Raw genomic sequence first — 14,012 nt, forward strand, 5'->3', positions numbered from 1 at the left:
CGCCAAGGCTGAAGCCTTGGACTCCAGGCGGAGGCGACGCGGTCGGTGAGTGCGCCTTAACTTAATAGCAGTGACGCTCCGAGATGATGAAAGCACTTGCCGATGCCCCCGAGTACCACGAACCCAGACCTACCAGCATCAAGCGCCGAACCGGCCCGGCCGCCCGCTCTCAGGGCTCGACCCCCAGTTCGCGCAGCCGCTCGGCCAGTCTCTCTGCCCGCGCCCGCTCTTGTTCCGCACGGGCGCCGGCCGCGGCCGCCTGGGCCGTGGCGAGTTCCGCCCGCTGGTGTTCTTCGTCGGCACGCAGGCCCTCCCGCTCGGCCCTGGCCGTCTGCCGCGCCGCCTGGGCCGCCTCATGCTCGGCACGGGTGATCGCCGCGGCCGCCAGGACTTCCACGCGGTCGGCGCGGGTGCGTTCCTCGTGGGCACGCGCGGCCTCAAGCTCCGCCCGCCGGTGCGCCTCCTCGGCCCGCCGGTGCCCATCCTCGGCGCGCGCCTGCTCGCGCCGCAGCCGCTCGGCGCGCTCCACCGAGGTCAGGAATGGCTGGCCATGGGGGTCGAAGATCGCGAGCGTCTTGCCGCCCAGGGCAAAGCGGATACCGAGCCGCGGGCTGGTCCAGCCCTTCAGGTGCGACATCCGCTTGAGCCGCCCGTCCTGACGCAGCCACACCTCCAGGTGGTTGCGCGGCGGGTCGTAGACGTAATACTCCTCCACCCCGAAGCGGTCATAGTAGGCGAGCTTCTCGGCCATGTCCTTGGGACCGTTCGACGGCGAGCGGATCTCGAACACCACCTGGGGGGCGATGTCGGCCTCCTCCCATTGTTTGTAGCAACGGCGCACACCCTTGGGCCGGCCGAAGGCGACCATCACGTCCGGGGCCATGGCGTCGGCGACGCTGCGGTCGCGCACCGGATACCAGAACAGGTCGCCGGCGACGAAGACCTGGGGGTCCCCGGCAAACAGACACTCCAGGTTCTCCTTGATCTTGACCAGCCACTCGTATTGCTCCGTGCTCTCCGCCATGGGCTTGCCGTCGCTCTCCGGATAGGGGTCGTCGGGGTCGTAGAGGGAGAGGGGGTTCATCGCGTGGGGCCTCCGCCAGTCGGAACGTCGGGGGTAGGCGCGCACGATACCGCAGGGTCGCGGCACGGGACAAGGCACCGCGGACCATGGCGGCGGGCAGGCGTCGCTCATCGCTGCTGCGGCCCTCGACCACATGACTTGTGCGCAAGCTCGGCGTTGTAGGTCGGGTTGGCGAAGCGTAACCCGACAGCCAGACCAGCCACCCCGGACGATGAACGGTGCGCGGGGGAGCGGCTCGCCAGAGTCAAGGTGGTCTGATATGCTCCACTTGGCCGCTATCCGTGACGGTGCCGCCGCGATCCATCAGGTGAGTATGAACAGCATCCCCGCCCAGGAAATCGAGCGCCGCGGCATGGCCGCCGTGGACGACCTACTTCATGCCGGGCCGGTCCAGGTCATTGAAAACGAACGACCGTGCTATGTGATCCTGTCCGCCGTTGACTATGAGCGCCTGACCGCAGGTCCGAGCGCCTGGGACTGGCTCGACCGACCGAGCCACGCCACGCGCGACCAGCCGACGATCGATGCCGACCTTGCGGCCGAGCGTGCGGCCTGGAACGGGACCGCGTGATCGTCTTTCTCGATGCCTGCGCCCTGATCTATCTCATCGAGGCCTTGACTGTCGTGGTCCTTGGTGAGAGCACCACGATTTGATCAAGTTCGCCAAGAACCCGCCGATGCCGCCGATTCTCGTTATCCTGGTTAAGAAGCGCCCCCGCCGCGGCAAATGTTGGACCCGATCTCCTATTCATCTTCGATGAAACGACTGGCTCACAGCGTTGCAGGCGTTGTAGGTCAGGTGAGCGAAGCGTAACCTGACCGTCAGACTGCCGACGCGGCCTTGTCGCCTTATCTCATGAATACAGATACCCTCGCGGATACTCAAGGCCAGCGCGTCGACCAGACCCTCCGTGATGCCGCTGACGCCCTCGCCAACCTTCCCCAGTCTGCCCCCCGACTGGAGGCCGAACTGCTGCTCACGCAAGCCACCTGCTGGTCGCGCTCCCGGCTCATCGCCTGGCCCGAGGCGCACCTTGAGCCCGTGGCCGCCGCGCGCTTCGATGCCCTGCTCGCCCGCCGCCTGGCCGGGGAGCCCATCGCCTATATCCGCGGTCGGCAGGCGTTCTGGACCCTGGATCTCAAGGTCACTCCGGACACCCTGATACCCCGCCCCGAGACCGAACTCCTGGTCGAGATCGCCTTGGAACTGCCGGACCCGGACCGCCCACGCCGCGTCGCGGATCTGGGCACCGGCAGCGGCGCCATCGCCGCCGCTGTTGCGAGCGAGCGCCCCGCCTGGCAGGTCATCGCCACCGACCGCTCGGCCGGCGCGCTCGCGGTCGCCCGCGCCAACTTCCGGGACCTTGGCCTCGCCAACGTCGGGCCACTGCGCGCGGACTGGCTCAGCCCGATCGCCTCGTGCTCCCTGGATTTGATCCTCGCCAATCCACCCTATGTCGCCGCGGCAGACCCCCACCTCGACCAGGGCGATCTGCCCCACGAGCCGCGCGCGGCACTCACCCCCGGACCCGACGGGCTCGCGGCCATTCGCCGGATTGCGGCCGAGGCCGTGCGCTGCCTGCGCCCCGGGGGGTTGCTGGCGGTCGAGCATGGGTTTGACCAGGGGGCGGCGGTGCGTGGATTATTCAGGGATCATGGCCTGCGCGATCCGCAGACCCGGCACGATTTGGCGGGTCTGGACCGGGTTACCCTCGGGCAGTTGTAACCGTTCAGACCCCTCCATTCCAACCTGAGGATCGGCGGCCTTTAGGAACGGTTCACTATCTTGACTCGCAACTTACCATGATCCCGGCCACTTTAACGTGCCCAGTTTCTTGAGCGGTGTCACGCCGCCTTCATCCGAGTCTGAGGAACCCATGTCTATCATCGACAACCTCCAATCCATGCTCGCCCGCGGCCAGGACTCCGCCCTGCTGCGTTATGGCCTGGGCAACGAGTACCTGAAGGCCGGGGAGCCCACCCCGGCCGCGGAGCACCTGGCCGCGGCGGTGCAGCTGGACCCGGACTATTCCGCCGCCTGGAAGCTCTACGGCAAGGCGCTCGAGGCCGTCGGCGAATACGCGCCGGCCCTCGCCGCCTTCGATCAGGGCATCGCCACCGCCGAGCGCAAGGGCGATCTCCAGGCCGCCAAGGAGATGCGGGTCTTTCGCAAGCGCGCGGAGAAGGCTCTGGCCAGCTGACTGAATTGCAGGATCATCATAGCGTCACCCGAGCGCCGCCAACCCCTTGCGGTCCACCAGATCAAGCAGCTTCAGCGAAGGCCCGTGCGGGTGCTTTCGGCCCTGTTCCCATTTCTGGATGGTCGCTGCGCTGGTGTTGAGATAGGCCGCGAAGACCGCAAGGCTTGCCTTGCTGCGCAGGCGGATGGCGCGGATCTCATCGGCACTTTAGGCGCGGACTTGTCCTGCATCTCGACCCCAACGGGGTCGGACATACCAGCCCAGGGCAACGCCCTGGGTATGCCGTGTAATGCAGCCTAGCCCTGAAAGGGCGTGACATCAGGGGCGCCGCCGTTCTGTCACGCCCTTTCAGGGTTAGCGATACGTCGGTCGAGGCGGTTACCTGGGCGGTGATCGGCTCAACGCCTTCAATGATCTGTTTTTCTTTGTGTTCTTTGTGTCTTTGCGAGAGCAATTGCCGGATTTAGGGTTGCCGGCACCAGGTGCGGCAATTTTCCAAGGGCGCTCCACCACCCGGATCGCCCCAAGGTCCGGCCGACTTCGGAGGTCCTGTTTCCGGGCGAGCGCGTCCGCTGGAACCTGTACCCAAAGCCCCGGGATGATCTACACTCCGGCTAGGCTATCGCGCCCAGACCGGCCCCCGCCCCCAAGGCGGCAGACCCAAGCACCACCAAGACGAGGAACCGAAAAAGATGAAAGTCACACGTCGGACCTTCCTGAAGGTCTCCGCCGCGGGGGTGGGCAGTTCCAGCCTGACCCTGTTGGGCTTCGCGCCCGACGCCGCGCTCGCGGAGATGCGCGCCTTCAAGCTGACGCGGGCCACCGAGACCCGCAACACCTGCCCCTACTGCTCGGTCGGCTGCGGCATCCTGATGTACGGCCTGGGGGCCGGGGCCAAGAACGTCCACGGGCGCATCTTCCATATCGAGGGCGACCCGGACCACCCGGTCAACCGCGGTACCCTCTGCCCCAAGGGCGCGGGTCTCCTGGACTTTATCCACAGCGACACGCGCCTCACCCAGCCCGAGTACCGGGCGCCGGGCAGCCGCGAGTGGCAGCCGATCGCCTGGGATGACGCCTTCACCCGTATCGCCGCCCTCATGAAGGCGGATCGGGACGCCAACTTCGAGGCCAGGAACAAGGACGGCGTGACGGTGAACCGCTGGAACAGCACCGGTTTCCTCGCCGCCTCCGCCTCCAGCAATGAAACCGGCTATCTGACCCACAAGGTCGTGCGTAGTCTGGGGATGCTCTCATTCGATAATCAAGCGCGCGTCTGACACGGCCCGACGGTGGCAAGTCTTGCCCCGACATTCGGCCGTGGCGCCATGACCAATCACTGGGTCGACATCAAGAATGCCGATCTCGTTCTCATTATGGGCGGCAATGCCGCCGAGGCCCATCCCTGCGGCTTCAAGTGGGTGACCGAGGCCAAGGCCCACCGCAAGGCGAGGCTCATCGTCGTCGATCCGCGCTTTACCCGCTCCGCGGCGGTGGCGGACTACTATGCCCCGATCCGCGCCGGCTCCGACATCGCCTTCCTGGGCGGCCTGATCAATTACCTGTTGACCGAGGACAAGATCCATCACCAGTATGTCCAGGATTATACGGACATGAGCTATCTGGTGAAGGACGAGTTCACCTTCACCGACGGCATCTACTCGGGCTACGACGCCGCCAAGCACAAGTACGACAAGTCCACCTGGGGCTACCAGATGGGCCCGGACGGCTTTGTGCTGACCGACGCCACCCTGCAGCACCCGCGCTGCGTCTACCAGTTGCTGAAGACTCACTTCTCACGCTATACGCCGGAACTGGTGGAGCGGGTCTGCGGCACGCCCCGGGACGCCTTCCTCAAGGTGGCCGGGATGATCGCGGAGACCGCGGCGGCCGATCGGACCATGACCATCCTGTATGCACTGGGCTGGACCCAGCACTCCAAGGGGTCGCAGATGATCCGCACCGGGGCCATGGTGCAACTGCTGCTCGGCAACATCGGCGTGGCGGGCGGCGGCATGAATGCCCTGCGCGGCCATTCCAACATCCAGGGCCTGACGGACCTGGGGCTGCTCTCCAACCTGTTGCCCGGCTATATGACCCTGCCCGGTGAGGCGGAGCAGGACTTTGCCGCCTATCTCACCAAGCGCTCGCCCAAGCCCATGAGGCCGGGCCAGTTGAGCTATTGGCAGAACTATCCCAAGTTCTTCGTGAGTACCATGAAGGCCTGGTATGGGGATGCCGCCACCGCGGACAACAACTGGTGTTACGACTGGCTGCCCAAGCTTGACAAGACCCACGACATCCTGCAGGTGTTCGAGGACATGAGCAACGGCAAGATGAACGGGTATTTCTGCCAGGGCTTCAACCCGCTCGCCTCCGCCCCCTGCAAAATCAAGCTGTCCGGGGCACTCGCCAAGCTCAAATATCTGGTCGTGATCGACCCGCTGGCCACCGAGACCTCTGAGTTCTGGCAGGACCACGGCGAATACAACGACGTGGACCCGACGAAGATCGAGACTGAGGTCTTCCGCCTGCCCTCGAGTTGCTTCGCGGAGGAGGATGGCTCACTGGTCAATTCGTCGCGCTGGCTGCAATGGCACTGGAAGGGCGCCGAGCCGCCCGGCGAGGCGCGCAACGACCAGGAGATCATCGCCGGCATCTTCCTGAAGCTCAAGGCGATGTATAAGAAGGACGGCGGTGCCTTCCCGGACCCGATCCTGAATCTCACCTGGCGGCACAAGCAGCCGGCCGATCCCTCACCGGAGGAATTGGCGAGGGAGTTCTCCGGCCGGGCCATCAAGGACGTGACGGACCCCAAGGACCCCGCCAAGGTCCTGGTGAAGGCCGGCGAGCAGTTGAATGGCTTCGCCGAACTGCGCGACGACGGCTCCACCGCCTGCGGCTGTTGGATCTTTGCCGGTGCCTGGTCCGAGAAGGGCAATCTGATGGCCCGCCGGGACAATGCGGACCCCTATGGGATCGGCCAGAACCTCAACTGGGCCTTTGCCTGGCCGGCGAATCGGCGGGTGCTCTATAACCGCGCCTCCTGCGACGCGGACGGTCGGCCCTACGACCCCAACCGCAAGCTGATCGGCTGGGACGCCGCGGCGGCCAAATGGACCGGCTCCGATATCCCGGACTTCAAGGCGGACAGCGCACCGGTCGATGGTATGGGGCCATTCATCATGAACCCGGAGGGCGTGGCCCGCTTCTTTGCCCGGGACATGATGGCGGAGGGACCCTTCCCGGAGCACTACGAGCCCATGGAGTCGCCGCTCGCCAACAACCCGATGCACCCGGACAATCCGCTCGCGCGGGCCAATCCGGCGGTGCGGATCTTCAAGGGGGACCTGGAGAGTCTCGGCAGCGTCGAACAATTCCCCTATGTGGCAACCACCTACCGCCTGACCGAGCACTTCCATACCTGGTCCAAGCATGTGCAGCTCAATGCCATCGTGCAGCCGGAGCAGTTCGTGGAGATCGGGGAGGAACTGGCGGCGGCCAAGGGGATCAAGGCCGGGGACCATGTGCGGGTACGCTCCAAGCGGGGCTTCATCGTCGCCGTGGCGGTGGTGACCAAGCGCCTGAAGACCCTCATGATCGAGGGTAAGCCGGTCCATACGGTGGGCATCCCCATCCATTGGGGCTTCAAAGGCGTGGCCAGGAATGGTTATATCACCAATACGCTCACCCCCTTCGTGGGCGACGCCAACACCCAGACGCCGGAGTTCAAGGCGTTCCTGGTGGACCTCGAACTGCTCCCGACCAAGGTGTGAGGAGGCGACCATGGCACTGCAATCACTCGACATCGCGGCCCGTTCCGCCACCACCACGCCCTCTCCCTCGGCCCGCCAGGGGTTCGAGGTCGCCAAGCTCATCGACATCTCCAAGTGTATCGGCTGCAAGGCCTGTCAGGTCGCCTGCATGGAGTGGAACGACCTGCGCGATGAGGTGGGCTTCAATCACGGCGTCTATGACAACCCCATGGATCTCACCGACCAGTCCTGGACCGTCATGCGCTTCTCGGAGGTGGAGCCGGACGGCCGGCTGGAGTGGCTGATCCGCAAGGACGGCTGTATGCACTGTGCGGACCCGGGCTGCCTCAAGGCCTGCCCGGCCCCCGGTGCCATCGTCAAATTCGGCAATGGCATCGTGGACTTCAATCAGGAGCACTGCATCGGCTGCGGCTACTGCATCACCGGCTGTCCATTCAACATCCCGCGGCTCGCCGCCAAGGACGGCAAGGCCTACAAGTGCACCCTGTGCTCGGACCGCGTGGCAGTGGGCCTGGAGCCGGCCTGCGTCAAGACCTGTCCCACCGGCGCCATCACCTACGGCGGCAAGGACGACATGGTGGAGTCGGCGGCCATCCGGGTGCGTGACCTGAAGGAGCGGGGCTTCGCGAACGCCGGTCTCTATGACCCGCCGGGGGTGGGCGGGACCCATGTGATGTATGTACTCCAGCACGCGGATCGGCCGGAGCTCTATGCCGATCTGCCCAAGGACCCGCAGATCGACCCGCTGGTCAGCGTGTGGAAGGGACTCGCCAAGCCCTTGGCGATTGCCGCCTTCGCGGCGGTCAGCCTGGCCGGCCTCTTCCACTACATCACCAAAGGCCCCAATGAGGTCTCCAAGGAGACCGAGAAGGAGTTCGAGTAATGCAACGCGATCTGAACGATCTGGTCCGCTACACGCCGGGCGAGCGACTGAACCATTGGATAGTCGGGATCAGCTTCATCCTGCTGGGGCTGTCGGGGCTCGCCCTCTTCCACCCGGCCTTCTGGCCCTTCTCCATGCTGTTCGGCGGCGGCACCTGGACGCGCATCCTGCACCCCTACCTGGGGGTCCTGATGGCGGTTGCCTATATCATCATGCTGATCCGCTTCACCCGCCTCAACCTCATGACCGCGACCGACTGGCAATGGGTGAGAAATGTCCGCCAGATGGTGGACGGGGACGACCACAACATGCCCGAGCAGGGCAAATACAACGGCGGCCAGAAGCTCCTGTTCTGGCTGCTGTTCTGGTGCATGTTGCTGCTCATCCTGTCGGGCGTCGCGCTGTGGCGGACCTGGTTCCACTTCCCGGTGGAGTGGGTCCGCCTGGCCGCCGTGGTCCACTCGGCCACCGCGGCGGTGATGATCGGCCTGATCATGGTCCACGTCTACGCCGCCATCTGGACCAAGGGCACCATCCGCGCCATGTGGTACGGCACCGTCACCCGCGCCTGGGCCAAGCAGCACCATCGCGGGTGGTATAAGGAGGTGACGAAGGAGGGGTGACGGCGCCAGGCTAGAACCCAATGCCGTTGAGTCAAGCGATGCTGGCTCCAATGCGGAAACAGGGGAGCAAGAGCGGGCGCTCCGCGTCCAGTAACCAGACGGGACGCGGAGCACCCGCGCGGCATTCCCACGCTGGAGCGTGGGAACGAGAGGAAGTCGGAATCCAGGCCAGGGATGGCAGCCGCTCAGCCGGTATGGACTCGCAGGATACCCATGGAGTGGTTTATCAGACGTTTCGGCTGCGTGCCGACCGCCACCAGAGCCCCGAAGGGGCGTGACATACCAGCCCAGGGCAACGCCCTGGGATTAAGGTGAGAGTAAGAAATCAGCCCTGAAAGGGCGTGACATTCCCACCGATCTGTGGGCTCCCGTCTATGTCACGCCCTTGCAGGGCTTGGATCTTCAGGTGCAGCCCGCCCGGGGCCTTGCCCCGGGGCTGGGATGTCTAACCCCTTCGGGGTCCATCCCTGCCTGGAGCGACTGGTTACAGGTTGGGGGGCGTCGGTGTCACAAACGCGGTTCGGTGCGACGACGCGATCTCGCCGTTTGGCTGCTTGACTTTCTCTTTGGGTTGTGGTTTTCTTGTTTTGCGCGACGACTCCCGTTCGCCGAGGTCCTCAAGCCCAGGCTTGGTTGAGGGTTCGGGAGGGCGGGCGCGTGAACCCGGCTGCTGAGTCAACACCGACCAGCGCGCCTCTGCCAGGGTGAGCACCTCCCCTGGCGCCCAACGCCGCCACCCTGCGGCTAGTGGGCTCTTGATGGGCACGAAGCTCATGACAACTTCCCTTTCTAAACCCCGCCTTGCGGCTTTTCGTCGCCAGCACGGCCACTGTTGGTACTGTGGCGCACCGATGTGGCTGGAAAACCCCGGGGCGTTTGCAGCCCGCCACGGAATTGGCAAAGATCTCGCGGTCCGCCTGCAATGTACCGGCGAGCACCTGGTAGCCCGACAAGACGGTGGCGATTCTTCCCGGACGAACATCGTCGCCGCATGTTTGTTCTGTAATGCAACCAGGCACCAGATAAGGCAAGCGCCCAGCGCCGATGAGTATCGACAACTTGTCGCGCGGGGCGTGCAGCGACGCAAGTGGCATCCCCCGGAGATACTTCGCCTAGCGATAGCTCGCAGTCCTAAGAGGTGATGCACGGTGGGGCTGTCCTCGCGACATCCCCTCGGGAATCGCCCCGAGACCGGGCAAATGTTCAGTTGGGGCGCTCATTGTAGCCTGGATGGAGCGTAGTGCCACGCATGTGTGAGGCGCTTTGCGCTCAGGATGGCTGCGGCTGGAACGCCGTTCAAGGCCGCCTCCTTGAAGGTACCCCCAATGCTTAGCAAAGACGCCATCCAATCGGCCGTCGACCGTCTTGCAGTTGCCGCCTCTTCCCCCTTGCGGGTGATCCTGTTCGGTTCCTACGGTCGCGGCACCGCGGACTCCGGGTCTGATCTGGACCTGATGGTGATCGAGCGTGAGGTCGCGGACCCGGCGGGGGAGTATATGCGCCTGATGGATGCCTTGGGCCGGGTGGCGCCCGGGGTCGGTGTTGATCTTCTGATCTATACCTTGAGCGAGTTCGAGCAGCGCAGTCAAGTGCCGGGAACCATCCTGTTTCGCGCCTGTCGGGAGGGGCGGGTGCTGCACGACTCCCTGGATTGATGAGGCCAAGCGCCTCCGAAGACTGGCGGAACACGACTATCGGAGCTTCTCGATGTCGCGCAGCCCTTCATGCACCGCTTGCCAGTCGTGGAGTTCCGGCATTCCCTGCTCAATTTCCCCGTCTTGACGAAACGCTGATGAATCGATGCGATAACGCCGCTGTGCTTGCTGAAGTCCAGCGCCTCGTTCAGCAGGATGGCGGTGGCGCCGTAAAAGGCCGCATAATAGGCGCGAGACGCCGCGAAGTCGTGGTAATCCTAGCGGTCAAGTCCTTCGCTGCTTGGATGGATTGGGCGGCGCGTTCAAGATTGGCTGCGATCTCCGGCTGGTATGAATCCGTCACACCAGGACCCCTTCCCTTCTGGCATTGCGATAGAGTTGAATGCTCCCGCTTTCAAATGCATCCAAGAGTACTGGCTTGGCGGAGATCAATTGCTCCGACTCGAGTTGGATAGGATACAACAGATCGATGATGTCGCGCAGTTCTGAACAATAGTCGAAGGGTTGGCTCAACAAGACCAGCAAATCGATATCGCTCGTTGGGTCGGCCTGTTTGCGCGCGACAGAGCCATACAGGATCAGGCCCTTGAAGCGCAAGCCGTAATGGCTTGCAAGGGCCGTCTTGCATTGTTTCATCACTGCGCCGATCGTTGCCATGATGTCAGGCTGCGGTCCCAATCTATCGGGCTTGCGCGCAGGTCAAATGACACTACTATCACCTGACGCAATTGCTCGGACCATTGGCGTAGGGTGCGCCGTGCGCACCTTGAGAGGCTGCGGTTGATCGCCGCGGCCAGGGTTTCGGTTGGCGCCATGGTGCGCACGGCGCACCCTACGGGCGCGGTGCTGTCTGTGGGTCAAAGTCGACCAGATGTCCGCGTGGCTGTCAAGGCGTTGGGTTAGCCGGTATGCTTCGCCGTGGCCGGGCGCCCGCAGCGGCGCGGGTAGGGTCCGCACGGCGGACCCGGCTGGGAGCGCCGCACCCCAGTGCGGCGCGATCTCTCAGGCGTCCGCAGCGTTGTGTGCCGCGGATGGGCCGGGCCGCACTGGGGTGCGGCGCTCCCAGTCGGTCGGCCTGGGGGCCGACCGACCCGTCGCGGTGGCCGGAACCATGATCGAGGCCGACGAGTCATCCGTGAACTTTGCATGAAACGCATCAGGACCCCGGGGAGCAACCGATCCACCATGCCCAGTGCCATCCTCCAACCCGGTCAGATCGAGCCCGCCGCCGGGGTCTTCCCCACTCGGCGGCTGCCCGCGCCTGGGCTCTTCGCCGCCCGTGCCCAACGCCTGCACGCCCTGGCTCCCGGTCACGGCCTGGAGCCCCTGCTGCGCTTTGCGGCACGCCTGGCGGAGTCGCAACAGCGGTTGTGGGACGATTCGCCGCTCGAACCGCTGCCGTCCGCCGACCTGCTCGCGCGCTGCCGGGAGGCGGCCATGCCGCCCCTGGCCGCCCCCGGCTGGTGGCCGGGGCCCGGCTGGCACGACCTGCTGCGCCGACTGGCGGCCGAGCTGGCGCCCGCGGCGCCTGATCCCTCGGCCTTGGCGCCGCTCGCCCAGGCCCCGGGCGCCTGGCTGGAGGCACAGGCCCGCGCACTACTGGGGCTGGATGGGACTGATCTGGACCTAGCCGCCGCACCCCTGATCGGCGCCGCGCTCCAGGTCTGCTGGACTGGTGCTGCGGCGCGGCTCGACCCGGGCGACCTCGCCCCACCTGGACTGGGCGAGACGCCACCCGGGCTCTGCCCGGTGTGCGGGGCCCTGCCGGTGGCCGCGGTCCTGCGCATCAATGGGGCCGAGGATGGGCTGCGCTATCTCCACTGCGGCCTTTGCGCCACCGAATGGCATCTGGTGCGGGCCAAGTGCAGCCTGTGCGACAACGGCCGCGGGATCCGCTATCTGGGCCTGACGGGGCTGGACGCGGATCAGGGGTCGGGGCACCAGGCCGCGGTCCAGGCCGAGGCCTGCCCGGAGTGTCGGGGCTATCTCAAGCTCTGCCGACTGGAGCGTGACCCGCACCTGGACCCCTGGGCGGACGACCTCGCCACGCTCGCGCTGGACCTGCTGGTGGAGCAAGAGGGCTTCGAGCGGGCCGGGCTCAATTTTCTAATGCTTCAGGGTAGGGTGGCGGTGCTGTGAGGTTTGCAGTCGGTCGTCATGCCCATCGTGTCCGGCCGCGGCGAGCGGTCCGCACAGCGGACCCTACGGGGAGGCCCCGCGCCCGTAGGGTCCGCTGTGCGGACCAGCGACCTCGCAAGCCGCGTGCGCGCGGGGATTGTAGTCAAAGGTCTTGCCGTGCCTAGCCCCATCCCCGCCCGCCGGCCCCCGTCGGTCGATCGCGTGCTCGGTTGGCCGGCCCTGGCGCCGCTGCTGCTTGAATATGGTCGTCAACCGGTGCTGGCCGCGGTGCGCGCGCTGATCGACGAGCTGCGCCCCGGGCTCGCCGACCCGGTCCCGAGCGGGGACCCGCTGGCCGATCCCTTCGCCCCGGCCCCCTTCGCCGCCCGTCTCGCCGGGCGCCTGGCGCGGGCGCAGGCGCCGCGGCTGCGCCGGGTCTTCAACCTCACCGGCACCGTCCTGCACACCAACCTGGGACGGGCGCCCCTGCCGGAGGAGGCAGTAGCCGCCCTGACGCTGGCCGCCCGCGAGCCCTGCGCCCTGGAATACGACCTGGAGGGCGGTGCCCGGGGCGATCGGGACTCGGTGGTGGAGGGTTGGCTGCGGGACCTGACCGGTGCCGAGGCGGCGACCGTGGTGAACAACAATGCCGCCGCGGTCTTCCTGCTGCTCAATACGCTCGCCCTGCGCCGCGAGGTCCTGGTCTCCCGCGGCGAGTTGGTGGAGATCGGCGGGGCCTTCCGGATCCCCGATATCATGTCCCGTGCCGGCGCGCGTCTCAAGGAGGTCGGCACCACCAACCGGACCCATGCGCGGGACTTTGCGGAGGCGCTGGGTCCGCGTACCGGCCTGCTGATGAAGGTCCACACCAGCAACTATGCCATCACGGGCTTCACTGCCACGGTGCCGGAGCCGGACTTGGCCGCGCTCGCCCATGCGCGCGGCCTGCCCTTCGTCGTGGATCTCGGCAGCGGGACCCTGGTGGACCTGGCCGCCTACGGCCTGCCGCACGAGCCCACCCCGCGGGAGACCCTGGCCAGGGGCGCGGACCTGGTGACCTTCAGCGGCGACAAGCTCTTGGGCGGCCCCCAGGCCGGCATCCTGGTCGGGCGCGCCGACCTGATCGCCCGCATCAAAAAGAACCCGTTGAAACGGGCCCTGCGCCTGGGCAAGCTCACCCTGGCCGCCCTGGAGGCCGTGCTGCGTCTGTATCAGGACCCGGAGCGGCTGGCGCAGCGCCTGCCGACGCTGCGGCTGCTCACGCGCCCGGTGGGGGATATCGAATCGCTGGCGGCCGTTCTGCTCCCGGCCCTGACCGCGGCCCTGGCCGGTTGGGTGGTGACGGTCGCGACCGCGCCGGTCCACAGCCAGATCGGCAGCGGCTCACTGCCGGTGGACCTGCTGCCCAGCCACGCCCTGGTGGTGCGGCCGCAGGGCCGCCGCGGTGGCGTACTGCGGGAGTTGGAGGCCGCCCTGCGCGCGCTGCCGATCCCGGTCATCGGCCGGGTGGCCGACGGCGCCCTGTGGCTCGACCTGCGCTGCCTGGAAGACCCGGAGACCTTTCGGGGTCAGTTGCCGATGCTTCGTTGCGAGTCAGGAGCAAGTTAAACACAACACAATCGTTGTCGTTGTCGTTGTCGTTGTCGTTGTCGTAATCGTAATCGGAGAAGCG

Annotated in this window: 13 protein-coding genes and 1 pseudogene; 10 read left to right on the top strand and 4 right to left on the bottom strand. The window is 66.2% G+C overall.

What is annotated here, in order from left to right; genetic code table 11:
- Positions 1 to 169: 169 nt before the first annotated feature.
- Positions 170 to 1,084 carry a Uma2 family endonuclease gene (locus QZY48_RS21480; RefSeq protein ID WP_295434989.1) on the bottom strand — a complete coding sequence of 305 codons (915 nt, stop codon included), beginning with the start codon at positions 1,082 to 1,084 and terminating at the stop codon, positions 170 to 172.
- Positions 1,085 to 1,397: 313 nt separating this feature from the next.
- Between QZY48_RS21480 and QZY48_RS21485 the strand changes: the two genes are divergently transcribed.
- The 3 genes from QZY48_RS21485 (at position 1,398) to QZY48_RS21495 (ending at position 3,285) form a co-directional block, all read left to right on the top strand.
- Positions 1,398 to 1,655: a type II toxin-antitoxin system Phd/YefM family antitoxin gene (locus tag QZY48_RS21485; protein ID WP_295435006.1), complete on the top strand. Its 258-nt coding sequence runs from the start codon at positions 1,398 to 1,400 to the stop codon at positions 1,653 to 1,655.
- 285 nt (positions 1,656 to 1,940) lie between these two features.
- Positions 1,941 to 2,810, top strand: a complete 870-nt coding sequence (gene prmC / locus QZY48_RS21490; protein WP_295434991.1) for a peptide chain release factor N(5)-glutamine methyltransferase — start codon at positions 1,941 to 1,943, stop codon at positions 2,808 to 2,810.
- Between the two features lie 151 nt (positions 2,811 to 2,961).
- On the top strand, positions 2,962 to 3,285 hold the full coding sequence (locus QZY48_RS21495) for a tetratricopeptide repeat protein (protein ID WP_295434992.1): 324 nt from the start codon (positions 2,962 to 2,964) through the stop codon (positions 3,283 to 3,285).
- A 24-nt stretch (positions 3,286 to 3,309) separates the two neighbouring features.
- On the opposite strand, the gene QZY48_RS34930 is transcribed toward QZY48_RS21495, so the two are convergent.
- A complete protein-coding gene (locus QZY48_RS34930) occupies positions 3,310 to 3,480 on the bottom strand; it encodes a helix-turn-helix domain-containing protein (RefSeq protein WP_366929746.1) in 171 nt (56 codons plus the stop codon).
- Positions 3,481 to 3,977: 497 nt separating this feature from the next.
- Here QZY48_RS34930 and fdnG point away from each other — a divergent pair, with 497 nt between their 5' ends.
- The 5 genes from fdnG (at position 3,978) to QZY48_RS21515 (ending at position 10,222) form a co-directional block, all read left to right on the top strand.
- Positions 3,978 to 7,061 (top strand): formate dehydrogenase-N subunit alpha, encoded by a 3,084-nt coding sequence (gene fdnG, locus QZY48_RS21500; protein WP_295434994.1) that lies wholly within the window; start codon positions 3,978 to 3,980, stop codon positions 7,059 to 7,061.
- Between the two features lie 10 nt (positions 7,062 to 7,071).
- Complete coding sequence (fdxH, locus tag QZY48_RS21505; RefSeq protein ID WP_295434996.1) at positions 7,072 to 7,944, top strand: formate dehydrogenase subunit beta; 873 nt, start codon at positions 7,072 to 7,074, stop codon at positions 7,942 to 7,944.
- On the top strand, positions 7,944 to 8,567 hold the full coding sequence (locus QZY48_RS21510) for a formate dehydrogenase subunit gamma (RefSeq protein ID WP_295434998.1): 624 nt from the start codon (positions 7,944 to 7,946) through the stop codon (positions 8,565 to 8,567). The genes fdxH and QZY48_RS21510 overlap by 1 nt, the downstream gene beginning before the upstream one ends.
- Positions 8,568 to 9,418: 851 nt before the next feature.
- On the top strand, positions 9,419 to 9,709 hold the full coding sequence (locus QZY48_RS34935) for an HNH endonuclease (RefSeq protein WP_366929747.1): 291 nt from the start codon (positions 9,419 to 9,421) through the stop codon (positions 9,707 to 9,709).
- 183 nt (positions 9,710 to 9,892) lie between these two features.
- Positions 9,893 to 10,222, top strand: a complete 330-nt coding sequence (locus tag QZY48_RS21515) for a nucleotidyltransferase domain-containing protein (RefSeq protein ID WP_295434999.1) — start codon at positions 9,893 to 9,895, stop codon at positions 10,220 to 10,222.
- Here QZY48_RS21515 and QZY48_RS34940 read toward each other — a convergent pair.
- A pseudogene (locus QZY48_RS34940) lies at positions 10,153 to 10,464 on the bottom strand (hypothetical protein); the annotation flags it as partial. The gene QZY48_RS21515 and the pseudogene QZY48_RS34940 sit on opposite strands and share 70 nt — an antisense overlap.
- A 97-nt stretch (positions 10,465 to 10,561) precedes the next feature.
- A complete protein-coding gene (locus QZY48_RS21520) occupies positions 10,562 to 10,879 on the bottom strand; it encodes a nucleotidyltransferase family protein (RefSeq protein ID WP_295435001.1) in 318 nt (105 codons plus the stop codon).
- A gap of 528 nt (positions 10,880 to 11,407) precedes the next feature.
- Between QZY48_RS21520 and fdhE the strand changes: the two genes are divergently transcribed.
- Together fdhE and selA are read left to right on the top strand one after the other, a co-directional pair.
- Positions 11,408 to 12,361: a formate dehydrogenase accessory protein FdhE gene (fdhE, locus tag QZY48_RS21525; protein ID WP_295435003.1), complete on the top strand. Its 954-nt coding sequence runs from the start codon at positions 11,408 to 11,410 to the stop codon at positions 12,359 to 12,361.
- Positions 12,362 to 12,517: 156 nt separating this feature from the next.
- A complete protein-coding gene (selA, locus tag QZY48_RS21530; protein WP_295435004.1) occupies positions 12,518 to 13,948 on the top strand; it encodes an L-seryl-tRNA(Sec) selenium transferase in 1,431 nt (476 codons plus the stop codon).
- Positions 13,949 to 14,012 lie beyond the last annotated feature (64 nt).

The sequence above is a fragment of the uncultured Thiodictyon sp. genome (assembly GCF_903828115.1).
Classification (GTDB): Bacteria; Pseudomonadota; Gammaproteobacteria; order Chromatiales; family Chromatiaceae; genus Thiodictyon.

Excerpts from the sequence above, each read along its gene's own strand:
- QZY48_RS21480 (WP_295434989.1), bottom strand. The coding sequence starts at position 1,084 with ATGAACCCCCTCTCCCTCTACGACCCCGACGACCCCTATCCGGAGAGC.
- prmC (WP_295434991.1), top strand. The coding sequence starts at position 1,941 with ATGAATACAGATACCCTCGCGGATACTCAAGGCCAGCGCGTCGACCAG.
- QZY48_RS21510 (WP_295434998.1), top strand. The coding sequence starts at position 7,944 with ATGCAACGCGATCTGAACGATCTGGTCCGCTACACGCCGGGCGAGCGA.
- fdhE (WP_295435003.1), top strand. The coding sequence starts at position 11,408 with ATGCCCAGTGCCATCCTCCAACCCGGTCAGATCGAGCCCGCCGCCGGG.
- QZY48_RS21495 (WP_295434992.1), top strand. The coding sequence starts at position 2,962 with ATGTCTATCATCGACAACCTCCAATCCATGCTCGCCCGCGGCCAGGAC.
- QZY48_RS21520 (WP_295435001.1), bottom strand. The coding sequence starts at position 10,879 with ATGGCAACGATCGGCGCAGTGATGAAACAATGCAAGACGGCCCTTGCA.
- QZY48_RS21485 (WP_295435006.1), top strand. The coding sequence starts at position 1,398 with ATGAACAGCATCCCCGCCCAGGAAATCGAGCGCCGCGGCATGGCCGCC.
- QZY48_RS34935 (WP_366929747.1), top strand. The coding sequence starts at position 9,419 with ATGTGGCTGGAAAACCCCGGGGCGTTTGCAGCCCGCCACGGAATTGGC.
- QZY48_RS21515 (WP_295434999.1), top strand. The coding sequence starts at position 9,893 with ATGCTTAGCAAAGACGCCATCCAATCGGCCGTCGACCGTCTTGCAGTT.
- fdxH (WP_295434996.1), top strand. The coding sequence starts at position 7,072 with ATGGCACTGCAATCACTCGACATCGCGGCCCGTTCCGCCACCACCACG.